Annotated in this window: 26 protein-coding genes and 1 tRNA gene; 16 read left to right on the top strand and 11 right to left on the bottom strand. The window is 68.5% G+C overall.

What is annotated here, in order from left to right; translation table 11 throughout:
* The first annotated feature begins 6 nt into the window (after positions 1-6).
* Both ispG and DJ019_RS15120 read left to right on the top strand, forming a co-directional pair.
* Positions 7-1,152, top strand: coding sequence for a flavodoxin-dependent (E)-4-hydroxy-3-methylbut-2-enyl-diphosphate synthase (gene ispG, locus DJ019_RS15125; RefSeq protein ID WP_111276903.1), 1,146 nt, complete (start codon positions 7-9; stop codon positions 1,150-1,152).
* Between the two features lie 90 nt (positions 1,153-1,242).
* Positions 1,243-1,536, top strand: a complete 294-nt coding sequence (locus DJ019_RS15120) for a hypothetical protein (RefSeq protein ID WP_111276902.1) — start codon at positions 1,243-1,245, stop codon at positions 1,534-1,536.
* 69 nt (positions 1,537-1,605) lie between these two features.
* Here the strand turns inward: DJ019_RS15120 and DJ019_RS15115 are convergent, their stop codons facing one another.
* Together DJ019_RS15115 and DJ019_RS15110 are read right to left on the bottom strand one after the other, a co-directional pair.
* Entirely contained in the window at positions 1,606-1,911 is a 306-nt protein-coding gene (locus DJ019_RS15115; RefSeq protein WP_111276901.1) for a hypothetical protein, read from the bottom strand.
* A gap of 73 nt (positions 1,912-1,984) precedes the next feature.
* Complete coding sequence (locus tag DJ019_RS15110) at positions 1,985-2,563, bottom strand: pyridoxamine 5'-phosphate oxidase family protein (protein WP_111276900.1); 579 nt, start codon at positions 2,561-2,563, stop codon at positions 1,985-1,987.
* Between the two features lie 92 nt (positions 2,564-2,655).
* Here DJ019_RS15110 and prfA point away from each other — a divergent pair, with 92 nt between their 5' ends.
* The gene (prfA, locus tag DJ019_RS15105) at positions 2,656-3,732 is read left to right on the top strand and encodes a peptide chain release factor 1 (RefSeq protein WP_111276899.1); all 1,077 of its coding nucleotides are present in this window, start codon (positions 2,656-2,658) and stop codon (positions 3,730-3,732) included.
* A 7-nt stretch (positions 3,733-3,739) separates the two neighbouring features.
* Here the strand turns inward: prfA and DJ019_RS15100 are convergent, their stop codons facing one another.
* Positions 3,740-5,014: a YihY/virulence factor BrkB family protein gene (locus tag DJ019_RS15100; protein ID WP_240606504.1), complete on the bottom strand. Its 1,275-nt coding sequence runs from the start codon at positions 5,012-5,014 to the stop codon at positions 3,740-3,742.
* A 103-nt stretch (positions 5,015-5,117) separates the two neighbouring features.
* Here DJ019_RS15100 and DJ019_RS15095 point away from each other — a divergent pair, with 103 nt between their 5' ends.
* From DJ019_RS15095 to DJ019_RS15085, 3 genes are all read left to right on the top strand, one after another.
* Positions 5,118-5,894 (top strand): MOSC domain-containing protein, encoded by a 777-nt coding sequence (locus tag DJ019_RS15095; RefSeq protein ID WP_111276898.1) that lies wholly within the window; start codon positions 5,118-5,120, stop codon positions 5,892-5,894.
* On the top strand, positions 5,891-6,760 hold the full coding sequence (gene prmC / locus DJ019_RS15090) for a peptide chain release factor N(5)-glutamine methyltransferase (RefSeq protein WP_111276897.1): 870 nt from the start codon (positions 5,891-5,893) through the stop codon (positions 6,758-6,760). Before DJ019_RS15095 ends, prmC begins: the two co-directional genes overlap by 4 nt.
* A 268-nt stretch (positions 6,761-7,028) precedes the next feature.
* The gene (locus DJ019_RS15085) at positions 7,029-7,982 is read left to right on the top strand and encodes a DUF4167 domain-containing protein (RefSeq protein WP_420849880.1); all 954 of its coding nucleotides are present in this window, start codon (positions 7,029-7,031) and stop codon (positions 7,980-7,982) included.
* Positions 7,983-8,054: 72 nt separating this feature from the next.
* Here the strand turns inward: DJ019_RS15085 and DJ019_RS15080 are convergent, their stop codons facing one another.
* Positions 8,055-9,131, bottom strand: coding sequence for an alpha/beta fold hydrolase (locus tag DJ019_RS15080; protein ID WP_240606503.1), 1,077 nt, complete (start codon positions 9,129-9,131; stop codon positions 8,055-8,057).
* Positions 9,132-9,169: 38 nt separating this feature from the next.
* Complete coding sequence (locus tag DJ019_RS15075; protein WP_111276894.1) at positions 9,170-11,191, bottom strand: TonB-dependent receptor; 2,022 nt, start codon at positions 11,189-11,191, stop codon at positions 9,170-9,172.
* Between the two features lie 95 nt (positions 11,192-11,286).
* Between DJ019_RS15075 and DJ019_RS15070 the strand changes: the two genes are divergently transcribed.
* Together DJ019_RS15070 and DJ019_RS15065 are read left to right on the top strand one after the other, a co-directional pair.
* Positions 11,287-11,769, top strand: a complete 483-nt coding sequence (locus DJ019_RS15070; RefSeq protein ID WP_111276893.1) for a Fur family transcriptional regulator — start codon at positions 11,287-11,289, stop codon at positions 11,767-11,769.
* Positions 11,770-11,800: 31 nt separating this feature from the next.
* The gene (locus tag DJ019_RS15065) at positions 11,801-12,274 is read left to right on the top strand and encodes a 5' nucleotidase, NT5C type (RefSeq protein ID WP_111276892.1); all 474 of its coding nucleotides are present in this window, start codon (positions 11,801-11,803) and stop codon (positions 12,272-12,274) included.
* A 3-nt stretch (positions 12,275-12,277) separates the two neighbouring features.
* Here DJ019_RS15065 and DJ019_RS15060 read toward each other — a convergent pair whose 3' ends face one another.
* Positions 12,278-13,048 (bottom strand): RcnB family protein, encoded by a 771-nt coding sequence (locus DJ019_RS15060; protein ID WP_111276891.1) that lies wholly within the window; start codon positions 13,046-13,048, stop codon positions 12,278-12,280.
* A gap of 153 nt (positions 13,049-13,201) precedes the next feature.
* Here DJ019_RS15060 and DJ019_RS15055 point away from each other — a divergent pair, with 153 nt between their 5' ends.
* The gene (locus tag DJ019_RS15055; protein ID WP_111276890.1) at positions 13,202-13,744 is read left to right on the top strand and encodes a DUF924 family protein; all 543 of its coding nucleotides are present in this window, start codon (positions 13,202-13,204) and stop codon (positions 13,742-13,744) included.
* A gap of 2 nt (positions 13,745-13,746) precedes the next feature.
* On the opposite strand, the gene DJ019_RS15050 is transcribed toward DJ019_RS15055, so the two are convergent.
* Entirely contained in the window at positions 13,747-13,983 is a 237-nt protein-coding gene (locus DJ019_RS15050; protein WP_111276889.1) for a hypothetical protein, read from the bottom strand.
* A 341-nt stretch (positions 13,984-14,324) separates the two neighbouring features.
* On the opposite strand from DJ019_RS15050, the gene DJ019_RS15045 reads away from it, so the two are divergent.
* The 4 genes from DJ019_RS15045 (at position 14,325) to DJ019_RS15030 (ending at position 16,530) form a co-directional block, all read left to right on the top strand.
* Entirely contained in the window at positions 14,325-15,140 is an 816-nt protein-coding gene (locus tag DJ019_RS15045; RefSeq protein ID WP_111276888.1) for a thymidylate synthase, read from the top strand.
* A gap of 2 nt (positions 15,141-15,142) precedes the next feature.
* Positions 15,143-15,457 carry a pyrophosphohydrolase domain-containing protein gene (locus DJ019_RS15040; protein ID WP_111276887.1) on the top strand — a complete coding sequence of 105 codons (315 nt, stop codon included), beginning with the start codon at positions 15,143-15,145 and terminating at the stop codon, positions 15,455-15,457.
* 62 nt (positions 15,458-15,519) lie between these two features.
* Positions 15,520-15,978 carry a hypothetical protein gene (locus tag DJ019_RS15035; protein WP_133255313.1) on the top strand — a complete coding sequence of 153 codons (459 nt, stop codon included), beginning with the start codon at positions 15,520-15,522 and terminating at the stop codon, positions 15,976-15,978.
* A 33-nt stretch (positions 15,979-16,011) separates the two neighbouring features.
* Positions 16,012-16,530 carry a dihydrofolate reductase gene (locus DJ019_RS15030; protein ID WP_111276885.1) on the top strand — a complete coding sequence of 173 codons (519 nt, stop codon included), beginning with the start codon at positions 16,012-16,014 and terminating at the stop codon, positions 16,528-16,530.
* Between the two features lie 54 nt (positions 16,531-16,584).
* Here the strand turns inward: DJ019_RS15030 and DJ019_RS15025 are convergent, their stop codons facing one another.
* Entirely contained in the window at positions 16,585-19,029 is a 2,445-nt protein-coding gene (locus DJ019_RS15025) for a TonB-dependent receptor (protein ID WP_111276884.1), read from the bottom strand.
* 330 nt (positions 19,030-19,359) lie between these two features.
* Here DJ019_RS15025 and DJ019_RS15020 point away from each other — a divergent pair, with 330 nt between their 5' ends.
* The gene (locus tag DJ019_RS15020) at positions 19,360-20,271 is read left to right on the top strand and encodes an SMP-30/gluconolactonase/LRE family protein (RefSeq protein WP_111276883.1); all 912 of its coding nucleotides are present in this window, start codon (positions 19,360-19,362) and stop codon (positions 20,269-20,271) included.
* A gap of 7 nt (positions 20,272-20,278) precedes the next feature.
* The gene (locus DJ019_RS21010) at positions 20,279-20,440 is read left to right on the top strand and encodes a hypothetical protein (protein ID WP_165844028.1); all 162 of its coding nucleotides are present in this window, start codon (positions 20,279-20,281) and stop codon (positions 20,438-20,440) included.
* A gap of 51 nt (positions 20,441-20,491) precedes the next feature.
* On the opposite strand, the gene DJ019_RS15015 is transcribed toward DJ019_RS21010, so the two are convergent.
* Positions 20,492-21,592, bottom strand: coding sequence for an NADH:flavin oxidoreductase (locus DJ019_RS15015; protein ID WP_111276882.1), 1,101 nt, complete (start codon positions 21,590-21,592; stop codon positions 20,492-20,494).
* A gap of 221 nt (positions 21,593-21,813) precedes the next feature.
* Between DJ019_RS15015 and DJ019_RS15010 the strand changes: the two genes are divergently transcribed.
* Positions 21,814-23,094 (top strand): cytochrome P450, encoded by a 1,281-nt coding sequence (locus DJ019_RS15010; protein WP_111276881.1) that lies wholly within the window; start codon positions 21,814-21,816, stop codon positions 23,092-23,094.
* Between the two features lie 87 nt (positions 23,095-23,181).
* Here DJ019_RS15010 and DJ019_RS15005 read toward each other — a convergent pair whose 3' ends face one another.
* Together DJ019_RS15005 and DJ019_RS15000 are read right to left on the bottom strand one after the other, a co-directional pair.
* A complete protein-coding gene (locus DJ019_RS15005; protein ID WP_111276880.1) occupies positions 23,182-23,745 on the bottom strand; it encodes a surface-adhesin E family protein in 564 nt (187 codons plus the stop codon).
* A 104-nt stretch (positions 23,746-23,849) separates the two neighbouring features.
* Positions 23,850-23,926: transfer RNA gene (locus DJ019_RS15000), tRNA-Met, on the bottom strand.

Here is a 23,926-nt window from a genome sequence, read left to right as displayed (position 1 = left end):
GTGCCGATGACAGCCGCCGACCACACCAGCGTGCGCCCCTGGCGCGCCATCGACCGCCGCAAGAGCCGCAAGATCCGCGTCGGCGCCGTCGAGGTCGGGGGCGATGCGCCCATCACCGTCCAGTCGATGACCAATACCGTGACGGCCGATGCGGCGGCCACGATCGACCAGATCCGCCGCCTGGAAGAGGCCGGCGCCGACATCGTGCGGGTCTCCTGCCCCGACGAGGACTCCACGGCGGCGTTCACGCAGATCGCCAAGGCCGCCAAGGTCCCACTGGTGGCCGACATCCACTTCCACTATCGGCGCGGCATCGAGGCTGCGGAGGCGGGCGCCGCCTGCCTGCGCATCAATCCCGGAAACATCGGCAGCCCCGCGCGGGTGCGCGAGGTGGTTCAGGCCGCCCGCGACCACGGCTGCTCCATGCGAATCGGCGTCAACGCCGGCTCGCTTGAGCGCGAGCTGCTCGAGAAGTACGGCGAGCCCTGCCCCGACGCCATGGTCGAGAGCGCGCTGAACCACGCCCGCATCCTGCAGGACCACGACTTCCACGAGTTCAAGATCAGCGTGAAGGCGTCCGACGCCTTCATGACGGTCGCCGCCTATCAGCAGCTCGCCGAGGCCATCGACTGCCCGCTGCACCTCGGGGTGACCGAGGCGGGGGCCCTGCGCACCGGAACGGTGAAGAGCGCCATCGGTATCGGCTCGCTGCTGTGGGCGGGCATCGGCGACACCATCCGGGTCAGCCTGGCGGCGGATCCGGTGGAGGAGATCAAGGTCGGCTTCGACATCCTCAAGAGCCTGGGCCTGCGCCACCGCGGCGTGAACATCATCGCCTGCCCATCGTGCGCGCGGCAGGGGTTCAACGTGATCCAGACCGTGGAGGCGCTGGAGCAGCGGCTGGCCCACATCTCCACCCCCATGAGCCTGTCGATCATCGGCTGCGTGGTGAACGGCCCGGGCGAGGCTCTCATGACCGATGTGGGCTTCACCGGCGGCGGCAAGGGCTCGGGCATGGTCTATCTGGCCGGAAAGCCGGACCACAAGATGGACAACGACCGGATGGTCGAGCACATCGTCGAACTGGTCGAGGCCAAGGCCGCCGAGCTGGCGGCTGCCCGCGCCGCCGGCGTGGCCGAAGCTGCCGAGTAACAAGCCGGACACAAAAATGACGCCTGCGTCACTCTTGCGCAGAGCTGGCAAGCACGCTTAGGTGGCGCTCCAATTCCTTGGGAGGGACATATGTCCGCGGACGGCAACTGGAAGATCACGATCAACACCCCGATGGGCGCGCAGACCGTGAACGCCACCATCAACACCAACGGCGACACCTTCACCGGCACGACCAGCGGCCAGATGGGCACGCAGGAAGTGTCGGGTAAGGTCGACGGCGACACCCTGACCTGGAGCGCCGACATCACCAGCCCGATGCCGATGAAGCTCGAGTTCACCGCCAAGGTGGAAGGCGACAAGCTGAGCGGCAACGTGAAGCTCGGCATGTTCGGCAACGCCTCGATGACGGGCGAGCGGGTCTAAGGCCCGATCGACGATCGATCCGGAGAAGCCTCCGCCTACCGGCGGAGGCTTTTCTTTTTGCCGGTTTCGCTAGTTCGTCACCGCGTCGGCGGCCTGGGTCGCAGCGTCGCCGACGGTGTCGGCGGCGGTGGCGGCGCTATCCGCCACGCTTGACGCCGCGCTCGTCACGGCCTGGGTCTGAATCGCGTCGTTGCGGTTCGCCTGCAGCAGGAAGAAGGCCACGATGGCCACCATCGCCAGGATCGCGACGCCGATGATCACACTGCCGATCCCCGAGCCGCCGCGGTCCACATAGGTTGTCCCGCCGCCGTCTCGCTCGACAACCCGCTCATGCACAAGGCCGTCGTTGCGCTCGGTCACACGTTCGATCGCCATGGGAAGAATCTCCATCTGGTCACCGCGGGACCAAACACGCGGCTCAATGGGGCGTTCCCCGCGCCTGTAGGCCTCAGGCTCGTCGCGGGGGGACCACGTCGGCGAAGTCGGGGTAGGCTTTCCACTTCGGCTCGACCGGCTCCACGCCCGGCGCAGGCGCATATTCCGACGCCGCCTCGATAGCCATGCGGGGGATGTAGCGCGGGCAGTTGGGGAAGATGTCGATCGGCGTCACCTTCACGAGCAGTTGGGCGCCGGGGATCCCGGCCATCGCCGGGTCGTCGCGCACTACCTCCGCGCGGCCGTTGACCCGCAGACGCCCCGCCCTTTCTCCCATGGCGATGAACAGCAAGCCCACGTGCGGATTGGCGAGGATGTTCCCAAGGCTCTTGAACATCCCGTTGCCGTCATAGTCGGGGAATATCAGGAGGTCGGGCGCCACCACCTGGGCGAAGCCCGGCGGACCGCCCTTGAACGAACAGTCCGGTCGCCCTTCGGCGTCGGCCGTCGCGAGGAAGAAGAAGCTCTGCTGGGCGATGAAGCCCGCGTCGGCCTCGGTGAACCGGTCGCGCCGCAACTTCTCCACCAGCCGATCGGCCAGGGCGCGGCTGTCGAACTCGTCCTGCAGCGCGCGGTTGCCTTCATGGAACATCTGTCGCGTCCTCCCGACGCTGACGATAGCGCACATTTGGCGTCCGGCGCGTGGTCGGGTAGAGACACGCCCCGCCCTCAAGGACCACGACGTTGCGACTTCCCCAGGCCAGGCTCGATCAGGTGCTCGACCGCTTCCGCGAGATCGAGGCGCGGATGGGCGCGGCCAGCGACGGGGCGGAGATCGTCAGACTGTCGAAGGAACACGCCGAGCTGAAGCCCGTGGCGGAGGCCGTCCAGACGCTGGAACGCGCGCGCGCCGAGCAGCCCGAGTTGGAAGAGATGGCCGCCTCGGGCGACGCCGAGATGGTCGAGCTGGCCAGGGGCGAGCTGGAGACGCTGAAAGAAAGGCTGCCCGAGCTGGAACGCCAGGTGGCCCTGCTCCTGGCCCCCAAGGACAAGGACGAGAACGCGTCCGCCATTCTCGAAGTGCGGGCCGGGACCGGCGGCGACGAAGCGGCCCTGTTCGCCGGAGACCTGTTCCGGATGTACCAGCGCTATGCCCAGAGCCGCGGCTGGCGGGTCGAGATCGACAGCGTCTCCGAGGGCGAGATGGGCGGCTACAAGGAAATCGTCGCCTCGGTCACCGGCGACGGCGTGTTTGGCCGGCTGAAGTTCGAGAGCGGCGTGCACCGGGTGCAGCGGGTGCCCGCCACCGAAGCGCAGGGGCGCATCCACACCTCGGCCGCCACCGTCGCGGTGCTGCCTGAACCCGAGGACGTGGAGATCGAGATCCGCGACCAGGACCTGCGCATCGACACCTACCGCTCGTCCGGCGCCGGCGGCCAGCACGTGAACAAGACCGACTCCGCGGTCCGCATCACCCACCTGCCTACCGGGATCGTGGTGACCTCGTCCGAGAAGTCGCAACATCAGAACCGGGCGCGCGCCATGAAGGCGCTGAAGGTCAAGCTGTACGACATGCAGCGGGAAGCCATCGACAGCGCCCGGTCGGAGGCCCGCAAGAGCCAGGTGGGGTCGGGCGACCGGTCCGAGCGAATCCGTACGTACAATTTCCCGCAGGGCAGGGTCACCGACCACCGCATCAACCTGACCCTCTACAACCTGCCGAAGATCATGGAGGGCGAGGCGCTGGACGACGTCATCGGCCCGCTCATCGCAGAGGATCAGGCGGCGCGACTGGCGGCGCTGGAAGACGAGCTCGGCTGACGCGCGCTCAGCGTCCGAAGCGGCCCTTGGTCTGCCGGACGAGATTTTCGGCCTGACGACGGCCTGCGGCCCAGAGCTGGCGAAGACCCCTGCGCACGCCCCCAAAGGGCAGGCCGACGCTGTCGGCCATCGCCGCGCCGCGCTCGCCCATGGGCAGCGGCGGGCCCGTGGTGGAATCGTGCGCCGTCTGGTGTTCGATCTCGGAGTTCAGCTCGGCGCCCATCAGCACGACCATCACCGAGAACCAGATCCACAGCATGAAGCCGATCACGGCGCCCAGCGAGCCATAGGTGGCGTCCAGGCTGGCCACATTGTTCAGGAAGAAGGAGAAGCCCGCCGAGCCGCCCATCCAGGCCGCCGCCGCGACGGCCGATCCCACCGTCACCCATCGCCAACGCGCCCTGGCGCGGCTCGGACCGTACCGATAGGCGATCGTGAAGGCGGCGGTGGCGACGAGGAAGACGAGCGGCCAGCGCAAACCCACGAGGACCCCGGAGCCCATGCCCGCCGCTTCCAGCGCCAGGGGCGCGGCGACCAGGATGGCGCTGACCAGGGCCAGGAAGCCGATCAGGGCCGCGGTGAAGCCGTAGGTCAGGAGGGTGCGCACGAGGTAGTTGCGCTTCTCGGTCTCGTCGTAGGCGATGTTGAGGCCGTCGAAGAGCGACTTCATCCCCGCATTGGCGCTCCAGATCGAGACCAGGAGACCAGCCGCAAAGGCGACCGACAGCCCCTCCGGGCGGCCGGTGGCGAGGCGCATCATCTGTTCGCCCAGAAGCCCCACCGCCTCGGGCGGGAAGATCGTGGAGAGCTGGATGAGCTGGTCTTCGACGGCCTGGACATCCGCCACCAGGCCGTAGAGCGAGACGAAGGCGCCAAGGGCCGGAAAAATGGCCAGCAGGGTGTAGTAGGTCACGCTGCCGGCGACCACCGTGAGCCGGTCCGCGCCGATCTCGCGCCAGGTGCGCCACAGGATGTCGCGCCAGCCCAGCCAGGGAATCTCCCGGGGATGCTCGGCGGAACGGCCGCGCCCCGGCTCCCTGGCCTCGAAGTGATGCGGCTCGGCCACCTCTGGCTTGCTGAGGCCCGGCGGCGCGGTCGGCGCCTGGATGACAATCGTCTCGGGCGGCGGCGGAATGCGGATGGGCTGGGGGGCGGTACGCTGTGATCGTTCGCGCCACCAGGCCGCGCCGACAGCGACCGCCAGCGCCCAGGGCGCCAGGCGCAGCGCAGTAGGCGCGCCTGCCCGCAACCGGGCTGCCGGACCGGATCGAACAGTCGTCAAGACGCGCCTCCCTCAGCGTGGAAACACCCTGACCGCCGGGCCGTTCCGGATCCCGGGAGGCGGATCGCTTGAGGCCGGTGCGGCTTTCGGCGAGAAGCGGGCCATGAGCGGACTCGTCTCGGCGATCTTTCGTCACCCGATAAAGGGCTTCACGCCCGAACAACTGCCCCACGTGGATCTCGCCCCAGGCGAAGGATTTCCCTTCGATCGCCTGTGGGCGGTGGAGAACGGCCCCTCCGGCTTCGATCCGCAGGCGCCGGCCCACGTGCCCAAGCAGAAGTTCACGGTGCTGATGTCGATCCCGAAAGTCGCGGCCGTGCGCACCCGCCTGGACGACGCCACGGGCGTACTGACGGCCGAGGCCCCCGGCGCGCCGGCTTTCTCCGGCGATCTGGCCGACCCCGCCGGACGTGACGGCTTCGCGGCCTGGCTGACGCCGATCCTGGGCGATGACGCGCATGGAGCCCTCAAGGTGGTGGACGGCGGATCGGCTTACCGCTTCACCGATCACCCCTTGGGCCAGGTCTCGATCGTGAACCTCGCCAGCGTCCGGGACCTCTCGGCGCGCATGGGCGTGGAGCTGGACCCGCTGCGCTTCCGGGCGAACGTCTATGTCGACGGCTGGCCGGCCTGGGCAGAGAACGAATGGACCGGCCGCGAGCTGATGGTGGGCTGGGCGCGCGCCAAGGTCTTCAAACCGATCGTCCGGTGCGCCGCGACGCACGTGAATCCCACCACGGCGGAGCGGGATCAGGACGTGGTCAAGGCGCTGTTCGACAACTACGGCCACATGTTCTGCGGCATATACGTTCATGTGACCTCGGCCGGCCGCGTGAACCTCGGCGATGCGGCCACCCTGCCCCAGGAGACCGCAGCATGACCCTGAACCTGGTCCAGGCCTGGAAGGGCGCCCGGGCGCGCCTCGAGGAGGCCGGCGTCCCCGGCCCGGTGATCGACGCGCGCCTGCTGGTGGAGGCCGCCGCCGAGGCGACCCGGGTGGACATCGTCACCGATCCCTACCGGGAGCTGACGCCTGCGCAGGAAGCGAGACTCGAGGAGTTCGTCACACGCCGGACCCGCCGCGAACCCGTGAGCCACATCCTGGGCCGCAAGGGGTTCTGGAAGATCATGCTGCGGGTCACGCCCGACGTGCTGACGCCGCGGCCCGACACCGAGACCGTCGTCGAATATGTGCTGCGCGACTTCCCCGAGCACGCCCCCTGGACCGTGCTGGACCTGGGCGTCGGCTCCGGCGCGATCCTGCTGGCCATCCTGGCTGAACGACCGGCGGCCCGCGGCCTCGGGGTCGACATCTCGGAAGAGGCGCTGGCCGTGGCGCGGGACAATGCGGCCTCGCTGGGGCTGGCGAACCGCGTCGCGCTGCTCCGCGCCGACTGGAGCGCCGGGCTGGAGGCCAGCAGCTTCGACCTCGTGGTCTCCAACCCACCCTACATCGCCAGCGAAGTGATCGGGACCCTGGACCCCGAAGTGCGGGACCACGAACCCCGCCTGGCGCTGGAAGGCGGGGCGGATGGGCTGGACCACTACCGCCTGCTGGCGCCCGAGATCCTGCGCGTCCTGAAACCCGGCGGACGCTTCGCGGTGGAGATCGGCTACGACCAGAAGACGCAGGTCGAGGCGCTGTTTCGTGACGCGGGCGCCGTCTTCGTGGAGACCATCCGCGACCTCGGCGACCGCGACCGAGTGGTGGTCGGCGAAAAAAGGGCCTTGGAAAGGGCGGACTGACCCGCTACATCAAGGAACGTCTCCACCCAAATTCGTCGGTGTTGCAGGTAGATGCGTCCCCATGAAGGACGCCCGCCCGACCCGACAGGCGCGACGTTTCCTCATCCAAGGGGCCTCTCGCTGACGAGCTTCCGGGCGGAAGACGGGGAACACACACGTCTTCGACACACTGACCGGGCGAGGGCCCGACCACGCTGAAGGCGAAGCCGCCCAAAGGGCGCTCAGGGAACAGCCGTACGGTTTCTGAATTATGAGAGATTTCAAGGGTATGAAGCGCCAGCGCGGGCGCAATCGGGGCGGCGGCGGCGGCGGTAAGCCGCAGCAGCAGAACGCCAACCGCGCGTTCGATTCCAACGGCCCCGACGGCGTCAAGGTCCGCGGCAACGCCCAGCACGTGTTCGAGAAGTACCAGCAGCTCGCCCGGGACGCCTCCTCGGCCGGCGACCGCGTCCTTGCCGAGAACTACCTGCAGCACGCCGAGCACTACTTCCGCCTGCTTCGCGCCATCCAGCCGAACCGGCCGGCCAGCGAGATCCTGGGCCGCGACCAGTTCGCCTCGGGCTACGACATCGATTTCGAAGACGAGAATCTGCAGGCCCAGGCCGAAGCCGCCGACGAGGCGGCCGAGAACGGGGAGACCCGTCCTGAAGCCCGCGCCGACGGTGGCGACCAGAACCGGGATCGCGACCAGAACCGCGACCGCAATCGGGATCGCGACCAGAACCGCGACCGGGGCGACTGGCAGGCGCGCGACGGCGACCGGGGTCGGGACCGTGACAATCGGGACCGCGACAACCGTGACCGGGAGGGTCGCGACCGCGACCGCTGGCGCGACCGGGATCGCCCCCGCCGCGACGATCGTCCGCGCGCCGAAGAGGGCGAACGTCGCGAGCGCTTCGACCGCGACCGCGGCGACCGTCCAGAACGCGCGGCCTCCGACCGTGACCGCCCTGAACGTGATCGCGCCGAGCGTGAGAGGCCCGAGCGGGACCCGCTGGCCGTGGTGACGCCGCAGGGCGATGCGCCGGCGCAAGCGGAGCGCGCCCCCGTCCTGCGGGATGCCGAGGGCGGCGCCAGCAACATTCCGGACTTCCTGCGACCCACCCGTCCGCCGGCGCCCGTCGCCGAGGCGGCCGAGGAGAAGCCCGCCCGTCCCCGCCGTCGCCGCGCCCCGCGCAGCTTCGAAGCCGGCGAAGGCGCGCCTGAGGCCGAGGAGGCCTGAAGCTTCTGAGGCTTCGAGAGACGCCGAACGCATTGAGAGCTCCCCACCCCGGGGAGCTCTTTTCGTTTGGAGCTATTCGGTCCGCCTCAGCAGGTCCGCCAGCTCATCCTTCCACAAGGCGGCATGGGTGTGCGTGCCGTGGCCGCGGCTCTGCACCGTGGCCGGGATCAGCACATAGCGGGTAGTCCTTAGGCGCCTCATCGCCGCCTCGGCGAGGCCGAGCTCGGGCGGGTTGATGAAGTCGTCGGCCGAGTTCACCCAGGTCATGGGCGCGGTGATCTTTTCGAGGTCCTTCGACGGATCATAGGTCCGCGACGAGTCCACTTGGTAGATGAAGTCGTTCGCGTCCATGCCGGCGATCCGGCGTGGCAGCTCCCGTGCAAGCCACTCGTCCACAGCGGCGCGGGTGGGGAGCTGGGCCTGCATGGGAATGGGCGCCGCGCCGGCCAGGATCAGGAGGTCGGCCGCAGTCTTGAGCCCCTGGACTGGCTGGTCCGTGTACTCGCCTCCTTTGTAGGCCGGGTCGGAGGTGACAGCGTCGATCGCCATTCGCCGCCAGAGGCGATTGCGGCCCGCGATCTCGGTGGGCTGGCAGGCCAGCGGCATCAGCGCCCGGGCGGCGTGGGGCCAGGTGGTCGCCCAGATGAAGCCGTGCATGCAGCCCATGGACGTGCCCATGATCAGGCGCAGCTTCTCGATCCCCAGCCCTTCCACGAGCGCATGCTGGGCCGCGACCATATCGGCGTAGTCGTACTTCGGGAACCGCGCCCGCAAGCCGTCCGACGGCTTGGAACTGCCGCCGTGCCCGAGGTTGTCGGGCATCACGATGAAGTACTTCGCCGGGTCGAGCAGGCCGCCGGGCGCAAACAGCACGTCGGCGAACAGAGGGTTGGTGAACTGCCGGCCCGTCCCACCCGTGCCGTGCAGGATCAGGACGGCGTTGCCCACCCTGCCCGACGCATCCGTCTTGGGCGTCCCCAGGGTGTGATAGCGGATCCTGAGCTCGCGCAGCGTCTCGCCGGTCCGGAAGCGGAAGTCCTTGATGACGTAGTCTTGCGCGACCGGGTCGGGCGCGGCCTGCGCCGCCGCACCGACCGAAAGCGCCATCAACAATCCGGCCAGCGCCGCGCCCACACCCTTCAGCATCATCGACCTCCGCAAGTGGGAGGCAATCTACTGACGGCCCGCTAGAACCGGTAGCCCACGCCCAGTCGGAAGTTGCGCCCGGGCAGCGGGGCGATGTCCTTGAGGAACGAGGCGTGCTCACGGGCCTCGACGTCGCCCAGGTTCCGGCCCTCGACGAAGACCTTGAAGTCGCGATCCTTAAGGGGCCGGAAGGTCAGCGAGGCGTTGACCAGGGTGTAGCCACTGGTCGGCAGCTCGAACCCGGCGACACGGTCCTGGCCGCCGACACGGCGAACCTCCACGAGGCCGCTCCACCAGCTTGCCTCATACACGCCACGGCCGGCGACGGACCACGGCGGGATGCGCGCCGGGGGACCAAGGTCGGTCCGGCCGTGCACGTAGTCGGCTGTACCTCCCAGGGTGAAGCTGCGCTCGCCGTCCGACCAGACTTCGTAGGTTCCGTCGATCTCGCCGCCGTAGAAGGTCGCATCGGTCTGGATGTACCGGAACACGGCCAGGCCGCTGTCGTCGTCGACATCGCCGGTCGGACGAAGGTCGATGAACCCGTCGTACCGGACCACGAAGAGGTGCGCGTCCACGTCGAGCGGCCCGCGCGTCACGTGGCCCGTGAGGTCCAGCGAGTACGACACCTCGCTGCCGAGGCTGGCGTCCCCGATCTCGAACGAGCGGGTGGCCGGGTGCGCGCCGGCGGCGAACAGTTCTTCCTGGGCCGGGGCGCGCTCGGTGCGCGATCCGCTGAGCGAGAGGAACAGCCCCTCCGCCGGCCGCAGGAAGCCGCCCAGGGACGCGGAGACGCCCGTGAAATCGCGGCGCGCCACGACGCTGTCGATCTCCTTGCCTTCGATCCGGAGCCCCCCCTCGACGCCCCAGCCGTCACGATCGAGGCGCTGGAGAGTGAAGAGGCCCCATTCCTTGGTCTGGGTCGCCGGCACATAGGCCTCGTCGCCGATCGCTTCGAAGTCGCGGTGCAGGGCCTGGACGCCGAACGCGCCCTGCCAGCCGTCGCGGTTGCGCTGGACAAGCTCGATCCGCGCTTCCCAGCCGTCGGAGACGAAGCGCGTGGCCGGCGCGCCGCCTTCGAGCTCGGTGTGAGTGTAGTCGGCATAGCCGCCGGCGAAGCGGATCGTCTCGAAGGGGCCCACGTCGATCCGGCGTTCGCCGCGCACGTCGTACCGCGTCTGCTCCAGGTCGATGCTGACGGCCTCCTCCTCGACCGGCGCCGCTGGATCCGCCTCCTCCTCGTGGGCGTGACCGGGGACGCCGTACTTGGTGTCGGTCCGCTTCATGGAGACGCCGATGTAGCCGTCGTCGCCGACGTAGGAGAGCCCGGCGCCATAGGCCGAAAGGCGGGCGAAGGTGTTCTCGACGGTGGAGTCGACCTTGCCGGGGTATTCCTCGCCGTCCGCCTCAAGCTGACGGCGGGACTCGGGGAAGGTGGGGACGTCGTAGTCCTTGGTCTCCCGACGCAGCCCGTCGACGGAGACGACCCACGGCCCCTGGCCGGCCTGGATCTCACCGCCGGTGGTCCAGCCGTTATCGACTGTCGAGCCGGACGCCAGCAGTCGCCCGCGGACCCCGTCGACCGGCTTCGTCGCGATCCGGTCATCGATGATGTTCACCACCCCGCCGATCGCCGAGCCGCCGTAGGCCAGGGCCGAGGGTCCGCGCAGCACCTCGATCCGGTCCGCTTCCTGCGGGTCCGTCGCCACGGCGTGGTCGGGCGACAAGGCGCTGGCGTCGACCTGCCCCAGGCCGTTGGACAGCACCAGGACCCGGGGGCCGGACAGGCCGCGGATCACCGGCCGGCTCGCGCCCGGTCCGAACGCGCTGGACCGCACGCCCGCCACACCCGCCAGCACATCGCCGATGCCGCCGGAAGGCGCCTGGTCGAGGTCGTCCCGCTTCAGGATGTCGACGCTGGTGGTCGCGGAGTCGATCGTGACGACGTAGGGCGCCGCCGTGATGACGACCTCGCTGACCTCGGGTTGCGCCTTCTGGGCGAAGGCGGGCGCAGCGGCCACGAGGCCGGCGGCGGTCGAGGCGAGGAGGAGGAGACGCGACATGAAGGTTCCGGGGCTTGCAGGGACGCCGATGTGTTATGAAATAACATAACCGGTAGTCAAGCGCGTTGCCGCCCGCGGCGGAAGCGAGGTACGAGATGCCCATGAGTTGCTCACACCACGGCGAGCATGAGCACCACGGCCTGCGCGGGCCGGCCCTGGCGCACGCGCTCGAGGCCGCCGAAGCCCGCTGCGGCGACAGTCAGGAGCGGTTGACCGCCCCCCGCCGCCGGGTGCTGGAACTGCTTCTGGGCGCGGACGCGCCGCTGAAGGCCTACGACCTGATCGCCGCCTACGGCGACAAGGGCGAGCCCGCGAAGCCGCCGACGGTCTATCGGGCGCTCGAATTCCTGGAGCGCCTGGGCTTTGCGCACCGGATCGAGAGCCTGAACGCCTATGTGCCCTGCCGCATCGAAGGCGGGCACGTGGCGGCGTTCCTGATCTGCGACTGCTGTGGCGAGGCGGCGGAGTTTCAGCCCGACCTTGGTCCGCAGCTCGCGGCGATTGCGGCCGGCGGCTATCAGGTGCGCGCCGTGACGCTGGAGGCCCGCGGCCTCTGCGCCGGCTGCCGCAGCCGGTAGAGCCGGCGCCGTGCGCACGACTTGATGCCCCATGCGCAGGCGCATCTACCTCGACTGCGATGGCGTGCTGGCCGATTTCGACAAGGGCGCCGAAGCGATCCTCGGCATGCCGCCGGAGGCGTTCGAGAAGCGGCATGGCGCCGGACAGTTCTGGAGCCGCCTGGCCAAGGCGGACGCGTTCTTCGCCAATCTCGAACCCCTGCCCGACGCCTACGAACTGTACGACGCCGTGAAGCACAAGGAGCCGGTGATCCTGACCGGCATGCCGCGCGGTAACTGGGCGGCGCCGCAGAAGCGCCGGTGGGCCGAGCGCCATTTTCCGGGCGTCGAGATCATCACCACGCTCGCGGCCCTGAAGCGCGAGCACTGCCACCCGGGCGACGTTCTGGTGGACGACCGGGTGAAGCATCGCCACCTGTGGATCGAGGCCGGCGGCGTGTTCGTGCATCACACAGACGCCCGCAGCTCCATCGAGAAGCTGCGGGCGCTAGGCTACCTGGACTGAGCTTCAATACCAGAAGACGTTGCGGACCACCTGGACGATACGCCCGGTGTATTCGTCGATCAGCAGGGCGTCCGGTCCGGAACGGACCCAGTCGAAGCCGGGCGGCGGCAGCGGCAGGTCATAGCGCCAGGGGTCGACGATCCACCAGCCGGAGCCGTACCAGCCGCGCGGGAAGAACTCCCCATAGCTCCAGCTCCGCAGGTAGAAGCCCGACGGCGGGCGCCAGTCGTACCGATAGCGATGCGGGCTGAGGTAGATGCTCGGATAGCGGCCACGCTCCCAGCGCCGGTGATCGCCGCGACGATCGTCCCGACGGTCCCAGTCCCGGCGGTCCCAGTCCCGGCGGTCACGGTCACGATCCCCCCATTCGCGGCGGTCGCGATCCCGCCCGCTCCAGTCACGGCGATCGCCATCGCGCCGGCTGTCGTCGCGGCGGGCGTCGTCCCGGCGGTCGCCGTCACGCGCGCCGTCAGTGCGGCGCCGCCCCTCGTCCCGGCGCTGCCCCCCGTCGCCCCGGAACCGCGCGCGGTCCTGCTGTCGAGGCTCGGTCGCGATGGCGGGGGCCGCCGCCTCCGGCGCGCGCGGCGCCTCTCGAACAGCGGGCGCCTCGCGGGGAGTCCGGTCACGAGGCTGGCGGTAGCCACCGTCGCGCTGGGGCCGATCGCGCTGCTCCAGACGCTCCTGGCGCCCGGGGCGATCCTCACGATCCTGCGCCAGGGCGGGGCCCGCGCCGGCCAGGAAGACGACGGCCAGGGCCGTCATGGCGGTTTTCATCTAGATGTCATCCGTTCGGACCCGTCGCCGAGCCGCAAAGTCCCTTCCTGCCTGCAATGACCGAGCCAGGCTGAACCTCGCTTGAACGGCGGCGATTGCTTGAACCCGCCGGCAGGATGGCCCAAGTCAGCGCAACAGTTCCGGAGAACAAGCGTGGTCGCGACGCCGAACGACATCCTGGGTTTCTGGCGGAACGCGGGCCCCAGGCAGTGGTTCGCCGCCAGGCCGGCCTTCGACGAGGCCATCCGACTGAAGTTCGAGGCCGTACATCACGCCGCCGCACGGGGCGAATACGACAAGTGGGCCGAGACGCCCGACGGCGCGCTGGCGCTGCTGATCCTGCTCGATCAGTTCCCGCGCAATCTCTACCGGGGCTCGGGCCACGCCTTCGCCACCGACGGCAAGGCGCTGGCGATCGCCCATGCCGCGGCCGACGCGGGCTGGCACCGTCAGGTGGAGAAGGAGCTGGCCGGCTTCATGCTGCTGCCGTTCCAGCACGCCGAGGACCTCGGGGACCAGGATCGGGGGCTCCAGCTTGCGAGGGAGCTGGGCAATCCGGATACGGAGAAATGGCACCAGATCCACCGGGACGTGATCGCCCGGTTCGGCCGTTTCCCGCATCGCAATCCGATGCTGGGACGCCCGACCACCCCGGAGGAACAGGCGTTCCTCGACGAGGGCGGCTTCGCGGGTTGAGCCTACTCGGCCTTCTGGGCCTCGATCTCGGCCTTCTCCGGCGCCTTGGTCACACAGACCTTGCGGGGCAGGCGCGAGCCGCTCGGCTTGGCCGTATAGCAATGCTTGGCCGGCTTGGCGTCGGCGGCGGGCTTGGCCTCGGCGACGGCCTTGGCCTCCGGAGCCGGCGCGGCGGCGCCCGGCTGGGCAGTCTCGGGGGACGCAAACAGCGCCATCGCCATCAGGGCGGAAACGATCATGGAACAACCCACATTCGAAAAAACTGTAGTCACGCCTTAACCGCGGGTTAATCGGCCGCCAACCCCGGAATCGACAAACGGTCACATTGTGACGACCACTTGCTCGGCTATTGATCACCGCTAGAGCCCGATCTGGCATCGGATTCATCCACAAATTCTGTTCGAGCCCTCGCGATTTGCCCGCATAAACACGGGGATTTCGGAGTGCGAATCACCCTCACTTAAACACCCACAATTTGTGGGCTGATAGCTGATCAGCCCCATATTTTGGGGATAGACCGGTGAACGCCCACGCTCGACTCGCTCACCATGAGGCAGCAAACGAATGGTCTTCGGGCCATTTGACGGCCGACGCCGATCACCCCGAGCGTCAGTATCTCACCCTCCTGGCCGACATCCTGGAAAACGGCGCGCGGCGCGGCGACCGCACGGGCACCGGCACCCTGGGGGTCTTCGGCCGGCAGATGCGGTTCGACCTGGCCAGGGGCTTCCCGCTGCTGACCACCAAGAAGCTGCATCGTAAGTCGATCATCCTCGAACTGCTGTGGTTCCTGCGCGGCGACACCAATGTTCGCTGGCTGCAGGAGCGCGGCGTCAGCATCTGGGACGAGTGGGCGGACGAGACCGGCGAACTGGGCCCCGTTTATGGCAAGCAATGGCGCTCGTGGGCCGCGCCGGACGGCCGCGTGATCGACCAGATCGCCGGCGTGGTGCAGAGCCTTAAGACCAATCCCGAGAGCCGCCGCCACCTCGTCTCGGCCTGGAACCCGGCCGACGTGGACGACATGGCCCTGCCGCCCTGCCACTGCCTGTTCCAGTTCTTCGTGGCTGACGGAAAGCTGTCCTGTCAGCTCTACCAGCGCTCGGCCGACGTGTTCCTGGGCGTGCCGTTCAACATCGCCAGCTATGCCCTGCTGACCCTGATGATGGCCAAGGTGACCGGCTATGAGCCCGGCGAGTTCGTCCACACCCTGGGCGATGCGCACCTCTACCTGAACCACCTCGACCAGGCGCGGCTGCAGCTTTCCAGGGAGCCCCTGCCCTTCCCAACCCTGCGGGTGGCCGACAAGGACGACCTGCTGGCGTTCGAGTACGAGGACTTCAAGCTCGAGGGGTACCAGGCGCACCCCTCCATCCCCGCGCCGATCGCGATCTAGCGATGCCGAAGCCGCCGCTCACGCTCCGGGAAGTCACCGAGTCCGCGGCCGAGATTTCGGACATCTATGCGGGCAAGTACGGGATCGTCCGCGACGACGACTGGTTCCTGCTGAAGCTGCAGGAAGAGGTGGGCGAACTGGCCCAGGCGCACCTAAGGCTCTCCAGCCGCGGCCGGGGCGAGGCCACCGAGCACGACCGCGCCGACGAGGCGGCGGACGTGCTCTGCATGCTGCTGCTCTACTGCCGCCGCTTCGGCATCGACCCGGACGCGGCGGTCCGGCGCAAGTGGCTGACCTGGCTCGAACCGGCGAGCTGAAGCCCAGGCTTTCCCCCAGGTATTCGCCAGCCTAGGTTGAGCGCCTGAAGGGGGATCTTTCCATGAAGCGTATAGTGTTCGCCGCCGCCGTCGGGCTGTCGGCGCTGTGTCCCGTAGCCGCCAACGCGGGGCCCGACGCCGAGAAACTGAGCCGATGCCTGGTCGACAACGCCAGCCCCAAGGACCAGGCGGCGCTGGTGCGCTGGATGTTCCTGGCGATGTCGGCCAATCCCTCGCTGGAGGGTCTGGCGAAGGTCACGCCCGAGCAGCGCGACGCCTACAACAAGGCGATGGCGGCCACGTTCGAGCGGCTCGTGCTGCAGGACTGCCGTGCCGAGTACGTCACCGCCGCCAGAACCGACGGGCCGGCCGCTCTCCGGGAGGCGTTCCAAGTCATGGGCGAGCGCGCCGCGGCCCAGCTCATGTCGGATCCGCAGGCCACCAAGGAGATCGAACGGTTCGCCGCCTTCCTCGACGAGGCCAAGTGGACCGCGCTGGCCGCCGAGGTCGGGAAGGACTGACGCCCGCGCCCGCGGCGCGCTAAACAGCGGACCATGTCCAGAGTCATCCTCGCCGCGGGCCCCATCGCCCGCGCCCGCAACGGCGTCATCGGGAGGGACGGGACCCTGCCCTGGCGGCTGAAGACCGACCTCGCCATCTTCCGCGCCATCACCATGGGCAAGCCGGTCATCATGGGCCGCAAGACCTGGGACAGCCTGCCCAAGAAGCCGCTGGTGGGCCGCACCAACATCGTGCTGTCGCGCGACGGCTCGTTTGAGCCGCAGGGCGCGCTGGTCTGCGAGGACTTCTCGGAAGCCGTGGCCATCGCCCGCGAGCAGGCCGAGGAGGACGGCGCCAGCGAGGTGTGCGTCATCGGCGGCGCCTCGCTGTTCGAGCTGGCGCTGAAGAAGGCCCGGCGGCTCTACCTGACCGAGGTGGACGCCGAGATCGAGGGCGACGTGGTCCTCTCGCCCATCGACGAGCGCGAATGGGTCGAGGTGCGCGCCGAGCGCCACGAGGCCTCGGAGGTGGACCAGTATCCGTTCACGGTCCGCGTCCTGGACCGCCGATAAAAAAAATGGCCCGGGGCGAACCCCGGGCCAGTGGGAAGACCTCGCCTGTCTCGCTTAGAAGGCGAAGGTGAGAGAAGCCCCGTAGGTGCGGGGCTGCCCCGGGAAGCGCACGACCACGTTCGCGTTCGAGCTGACCGCGGTCCAATAGTAGGTGTTCGTCAGGTTGCGGACCCAGAGCTGGGCGCTCCAGCGATCGTCCAGCGCGTGGACACCGAGGCTGGCGTTCACCAGGCCGTAGTCCTTGATCACGAACCGCGGATCGCCCTCGAGGTCGGCGTGGCTGTCGTCCTGCCAGCGGGCGTTGACCGCCGCCTGCAGGCCCAGGTCGGACGTCAGGTCGCGGTTGTAGAGAGCCGTGATCGCCCCCGACCGCTTCGGGCTGTAGAGGAACGGCGCGCCGTCGAAGTCCTGCGGCTGGCCGGCCGAGTTGATGCCGGTATAGCCCTTCACCTCGGTGTGCAGCAGGGTGCCCGAGGCGATGACGGTGAACTCCGGCGTGACCCGCCAGGTGACTTCGCCATCGACCCCGTAGGCCTCGCCCTTCGGCACGTTCTGCAGCCGCGAGAGCGCGGTGTAGATCGGGTCGGCGAAGTAGACGCTGAGCTGCTTGTCCTCATAGTCGTAGTAGAAGGCGCTGACGTTCACCTGCACGCGGCGCTCGAACAGGCCGGCCTTCACACCCGCTTCGTAGGCCGTCAGCATCTCCTGCTTGGCCGGGGCGTTCTGGGTCGAGATGTTGGCGGCGTTGATCGGCGTGGCGCCCGCCTTGGCCCCGCGCGAGACAGAGCCGAACACGAGCACGTTGTCGGCCGGCTTCCAGTCCAGGGCCACGCGCCAGGCGACGTTGTTCTCGTCCAGCTGCGAAATGACCGGACCGAAGGCGAGCGTCGCCGGGTTGAACGTGTTGCACTGGTTGGCGGCGATCGGCGCGACGGCCGCGCCGTAGGTCTGGAAGAACAGCGCCCGGTTCACGACGTTCACGTTCGGCAGCATGCTGCCGTTGAAGTCGCGCGAGCAGCCGTTGTAGTCCTGCTTGTCCTCGGTGTAGCGGATGCCGCCGGTGATCTTCAGGGTCTCGGTGATCTCGTAGTCGGCGTTGGCGAAGAGGCTCCAGGTCTTGGTCTCGATGTCGCCGCGATCGACGTAGGTGCGGAACGACTGCGCCATCTGGGCCGCCGTGTAGCCGGCGCTGTTGAACGGCGTCGCCAGCAGGGTCGAGCCGAAGAAGCGGATCAGCCCGACATTGGAGTTCTGGCCGAGCAGCGTGCGGTTGGCGTCGATGATCTCGTCGCGGGCGATGTAGCCGCCCACCAGCCAGTTCGCCCGGTCCGTGCTACCCTCGATCCGCAGTTCTTCCGAGATCGACTCGATGTCGCCGCGGGCGTTCTGCAGCAGGATTTCGTAGGGCGCGCCGCTCCAGTCGAAGAGCGCGCGGCGCTTCAGGTCCTGGAAGCCCGTCAGCGAGACGATGCGCATGTCGTCATTGATGTCGTAGGCGACGCGCAGCTTGATGCCGACGAACTCATTGTCCTCGCGGAGCGGGCCGGCGAGGCCGGCGCCGATGCCGATATCGGCGCTGCGGGCGGCGCGCGGCGCCCAGTCGGCCTGGCTCGCCTTGGTGGGCAGGTTGCCCGCGATGTAGTCCTTCAGGCCGGGAGCCAGGAACGGGCTGTTGGCCGTCGCCGGCGTGAAGCCGATGCCCTGGGCAGAAACGGTGTCGGACTGGTTCTTCCAGTAGCTGACCGAGGCGTCGACCGCGAGGCGGTCGTTGGGCGTGAAGGCCAGGGAGCCGCGGACGCCCCAGCGGTCGACCTCGCCCTGGCGTTCGCCACGGGTGTTGGAGATCTGCCAGCCCTTGTCGCTGTTCTCCGCGCGGAAGGCGAAGCGGCCCAGGAGGTTGGGCGCGATCTGGCCGTTGATGACCCCCTCGAGGTTGTAGGTCTTGTAGTTGCCGGCCTCGGCGGTGACACGGGCCGAGAACTCCTCGGTCGGCTTGTTGGTGACGAAGTCCACGAGGCCCGCGGTGGTGTTGCGGCCGTAGAGGGTGCCCTGCGGGCCCTTCAGCACCTCGACCCGCTCCAGATCGAAGATCGGGCCGGTCATCATGAACGGATAGGCGTAGGCGACCTCGTCCACATAGGTGCCGACGGTCGAGGTCGCCGACAGGTTGATGGTGTTGAAGCCGATGCCGCGCAGCGTGTAGGTCGGCACGCCCTGATAGCTCTGAGAGACCGTGAAGCTGGGCGCGAAGGCCGAAAGGTCCTTGGTGTCGGTGACGTGGAGCTGCTCGAGCACCTCGCCGCGCACCGCCTGGATCCCCATGGCGACGTCATTGGCGCTTTCCGCGCGGCGCTGAGCGGTGACGATGATGGCGTCGACCATCGCCGGCTCCTCGGACGCCGGCGGCGGCGTCTGCGCCAAGGCGGCAGTCCCGGACATGAGGGCGATGGCGGAAACCGACAGCACCAGACGGCCGCGGCCGCGGCGAACTTGACTCATATGAACCTCCCCAGGGCCGCCGATTGGGAGAGCGGCCTCGTTGCGACGGGCACTGCGCCCGCACGCTTTCATGATCTGGCGGCACGACTCATGACGCCGCCGGCGCGATAGGTGAGGTCGCGTGACAGTTCTGACAAGCTATCGGAAGTGACAGGGTGAAGTATTCGAACAGTTGTTTGAAGCCGCTCCGCCACATTACCTTACGCAGCGTCACAGCGATTTCTTCGCCAGATGCGGCGTGATTGACGTTGCGTCAAGAGCTCCGTTCCCCCTTCCCTCGGCGCCCCCCGCGGACGCTATAGTCAGCGTAAACGAACAAGGAGGAACGGCATGGACATCGAACTGGTCTGCGAGGGCCTGGAGTTTCCGGAGGGGCCCATCGCCATGGCCGACGGCTCGGTGATCCTGACCGAGATCAAAGGACGACGGCTGACGCGAGTGAAGCCCGACGGGACGAAGGAGCTGGTGGTGGAGACTGGCGGCGGGCCGAACGGCGCGGCCATCGGCCCGGACGGCGCCATCTGGATCACCAACAACGGCGGTTCGTTCGAGTGGCTGGACAATGGCGGCCTGACGATCCCGGGGCCGACCCCGCCCAGCCACACCGGCGGCTATATCCAGCGCTACGACCTGCAGTCCGGCAAGCTGGAGACGGTGTACGACGCCTGTGACGGCAAGAAGCTGGTGGGCCCCAACGATCTGGTCTTCGACAAGTCGGGCGGGTTCTGGTTCACCGACCACGGTTGTTCGACGCCGGACGGCCGCAAGAACGGCGCGGTCTACTACGCCAAGGCCGACGGCAGCCACATCAGCCAGCAGCGCGGACACCTGATCTCACCGAACGGCGTGGGCCTCTCGCCCGACGAGAAGGTGGTCTACGTGGCCGACACCCAGCTCGGCCGGCTATGGGCGTTCGACGTGGCCGAAACCGGCGTCCTGGCCCCGAACCCGGGGTTCGCGCCGGGGCGGGTGATCTGCAACCTGCCGGGCTACCAGCTGCTCGACAGCCTGGCCGTCGAGGCCTCGGGCAAGGTCTGCGTGGCGACGATCATCAACGGCGGCATCACCGCCTTCGACCCCAGCGGCAGCACCGAGCACTATCCGGTCCCGGATTTGGTCGTGACCAACATCTGCTTCGGCGGCGGCGACATGCGGACAGCCTGGATCACCGCCTCGTCGACCGGAAAGCTCTACCGGGCCAGGTGGCCGCGGCCAGGCCTGAAGCTGAACTTCAACGCCTGAGCCGACGATGGTCGCCGACGTCCTGGGCGCCGTTCTCATCTTCGCCGTGGTGGTCGCGACCATCCTTCACGCGCGCTCAAGACGGCGCCGCCGCAGCGATGGCTATGATGAGAGCAGCGGCTCCTACGACGACGGGGGCGACGGCGGCGGGGATGGGGGCGGCGACTGAGCGGACAGCCTCCCCCCCCTTTCCCGGCGGCGAGGAAGGAGGCGAGAGCGCCTAGTACAGCGTCGCCAGCGCCGAGCGATCGTAGGCCTTGAGCTCGTCGTGGCGTCCTTCGCGGACCTTCACCACCCACTCCGGATCCTGCAGCAGGGCGCGGCCGACACCGACCAGGTCGAAGTCGCCTCGCTCCAGCATGGCCTCCAGCCGGTCCAGCGAGGCCGGCTGGGACAGCTCTCCGCCCCATGCCGCGATGAACTCGCCCGAGAGCCCGACGCTGCCGACGGTGATGGTGGGCACGCCGGTGAGCTTCTTGGTCCAGCCGGCAAAATTCAGGTCGCTGCCCTCGAATTCCGGCTCCCAGAACCGGCGCTGCGAGCAGTGGATGCAATCGGCGCCGGCATCGACCAGCGCACCCATCCAGGCTTCGAGCGCCTTCGGATCCTTGGCCAGCTTGACCTCGTAGTCCTGCTGCTTCCACTGGCTGACGCGGATGATCACCGGGTAGTCCGGGCCCACGGCCTTGCGCACTTCGCGCAGGATGTCGGCCGCAAAGCGGGCCCGCCCCGGCAGATCCTTTCCGCCGTACGCGTCCTCGCGGACGTTGGTGCCGTCCCAGAAGAACTGGTCGATCAGATAGCCGTGGGCGCCGTGCAACTCGATGGCGTCGAAGCCGATCGCCTTGGCCGCGGCCGCCGCATCCGCGAAGGCGCGAATCGCGTCGGCGACCTCGGCGTCGGTCATCGGCGCGCCGAAGGCCTTGCCCGGACGCGAGAGGCCAGAGGGGCTGTCGTAAGGTCCGGGCGGGCTCCAGGTCTCGCTCCGGGTGCGGACGGCGCCCACGTGCCAGAGCTGCGGCGCGATCTTGCCGCCGACGGCATGGACCTCGTCCACCACCTTCTTCCAAGCCGCCAGCTCGGCGTCGCCGTGGAAGCGCGGGACATTCGGATCGTTCACGGAGGCCGGACGGTTCACCCCCGTGCCCTCGGTGATGATCAGGCCGACCTGGTTCTCGGCGCGGCGCCGGTAGTAGGCTGCGACCTCCTCGGTCGCCACGCCGCCTGGCGAGAACGAGCGCGTCATCGGCGCCATGACGATGCGATTGGGCAGGTCCAGCCCCTTCAGGCTGTACGGCGTGAACAGGATGTCGGAAGCCATGCGTTTCCCCGGGAGCGCGTTTCAAACATCTGTTTAGCGAGCGCGGCCGGATACGCCATGCAGAAATGCTGCGGCCCCCTATCGCGTCTCTGCGACGCAACACCTGCGTCACCAAAGTGACGCCCGCGTCATCTTTCGTTGACTTACGGGCAGCACGGCTCCATCGTTCAAGATGACGTAACGCGGGCGTTTGAAGACCCGCGCCCCCAGGAGGACGAGCAATGGACGACGCGGCTCTCGATCTGCACCGCCAGGCCCGCGAGACGGCCTATTCAATGCCGCTGGAGCAGATCAACCCGGCCGATCCGGAGCTGTTCCGCAGCGACACCATGTGGCCCTACTTCGAGCGGCTGCGGAAGGAAGACCCCGTCCACTACACCGCCGATTCCGGCTGGCCGGACGTGGGCGCCTACTGGTCGGTGACGAAGTACAACGACATCATGGCCGTGGACACGAACCACGAGGTGTTCTCGTCCGAGCCGATCATCGTGCTGCCCGATCCGGCGGAAGACTTCACCCTGCCGATGTTCATCGCCATGGACCCGCCGAAGCACGACATCCAGCGCAAGACGGTGCAGCCCATCGTGTCGCCGCACCACCTGGCGCACCTTGAACCGATCATCCGCGAGCGCGCCGCCAAGATCCTCGACGACCTGCCGATCGGCGAGGAGTTCGACTGGGTGGACAAGGTGTCGATCGAGCTCACGACGATGACGCTCGCCACTCTGTTCGACTTCCCGTGGGAAGACCGGCGCAAGCTGACGCGCTGGTCCGACGTCGCCACGGCTGGTCCGGAATCCGGCATCTTCAGCTCGAACGACCCGGAGGTCGCTGAACAGGAGCGGCGCGCCGAACTGTTCGAATGCGTGGACTACTTCATGCGGCTCTGGAACGAGCGCGTGAACGCCCCGCCGCGTCCCGACCTGATCTCCATGCTGGCCCATGGCGAGTCCACCAAGAACATGGACCGCATGGAATACCTGGGGAACCTGATCCTGCTGATCGTCGGCGGCAACGACACGACGCGGAACACGATCTCCGGCTCGATCCTGGCTCTGAGCCAGAACCCCGACCAGGAGCGCATCCTCCGCGCCGATCCCGGCATGATCCCCAACATGGTTTCGGAGACCATCCGCTGGCAGACGCCGCTGGCCTACATGCGCCGGACGGCCAAGCAGGACTTCGACCTCGGCGGCAAGACCATCAAGAAGGGCGACAAGGTCGCCATGTGGTACGTTTCGGGCAATCGCGACGAAGACGTCATCGAGCGGCCGAACGACTACTGGATCGAGCGGCCCCGCGTGCGCCAGCACCTGTCATTCGGCTTTGGCATCCACCGCTGCGTGGGTAATCGCCTGGCCGAGCTGCAGCTCAAGATCATCTGGGAAGAGATCCTTCGGCGCTTCCCGCGGATCGAAGTCGTCGGCCCACCGCGCCGGGTCCTGTCGTCCTTCGTCAAGGGCTACGAGCACCTGCCGGTGGTCATCCCCACCCGGACCTGACGACGAGAAGTGGGGCCGATCATCCGGCCCCGCCGCATCACACCATAGGGACGACCCGTCGGAGCCGCGCTTCGGCGGGTCGTTCCGTTACTGGGCAGGCCTCGCGGACGGCTTAGCGGGCCCCGGCTTCACGGAGGGTTTGGCGGCCGGCGCTGGCGCCAGCGCGGCGGGAGGCGGATCCCAGGAACCCATCAGGCCGATCACGATCTTCGCCACGCTTTCCGCCGCCACGACCGAGCCGCCGCCCACGCCCTCGCAGATCACGCGGTAGCCGGCATAGATGTCGGAGGACTCGCCCGCAGGGCCCCATTCGGGGTTCGGATTGACCTTGCTGACCAGCAGTTTTCCCGAGCGGGAGAAGGCCGAAAACTCGCGCCACCGCGTCCGTTGGGCCGCGCAATCGTACTCGGTCAGGGTTCGGACATACCCTGGCTCCGGCGGGCTACCGCTCAGGATGTTGCGCTGGACCCGGACGGCCCAGGCGCGACGCACAGCGCCATCGCCCACGCGCTCGACCCCCTCGGGATCCATCACCGTCCAGGAGTCCGCGCCCGACTGGATGACATAGTAGGTCCTCGCAGCCGCCGTCCCAGCCGCCGCGACCGCGGCCAGACCGATGAGGCTCGAGAGGGCGAGAGCGATCCGGGACATGACGACAGGAGTAACGCCTTGGATCGAACGGGCCAACCCCCGGCGCCCGCCCGGTCTCCGGATACGCAAACGGCCCCCGCTTGGGGGCGGGGGCCGATGTGGCTTGGGTGCGGGGACAGGATTTGAACCTGTGACCTTCAGGTTATGAGCCTGACGAGCTACCGGGCTGCTCCACCCCGCG

Origin of the sequence: Phenylobacterium kunshanense, assembly GCF_003254525.1 — a bacterium.
Taxonomy (GTDB): Bacteria; Pseudomonadota; Alphaproteobacteria; order Caulobacterales; family Caulobacteraceae; genus Phenylobacterium; species Phenylobacterium kunshanense.
Note: the sequence above shows the minus strand (reverse complement) of the source record. Positions and strands in the feature narration are given on the sequence as shown.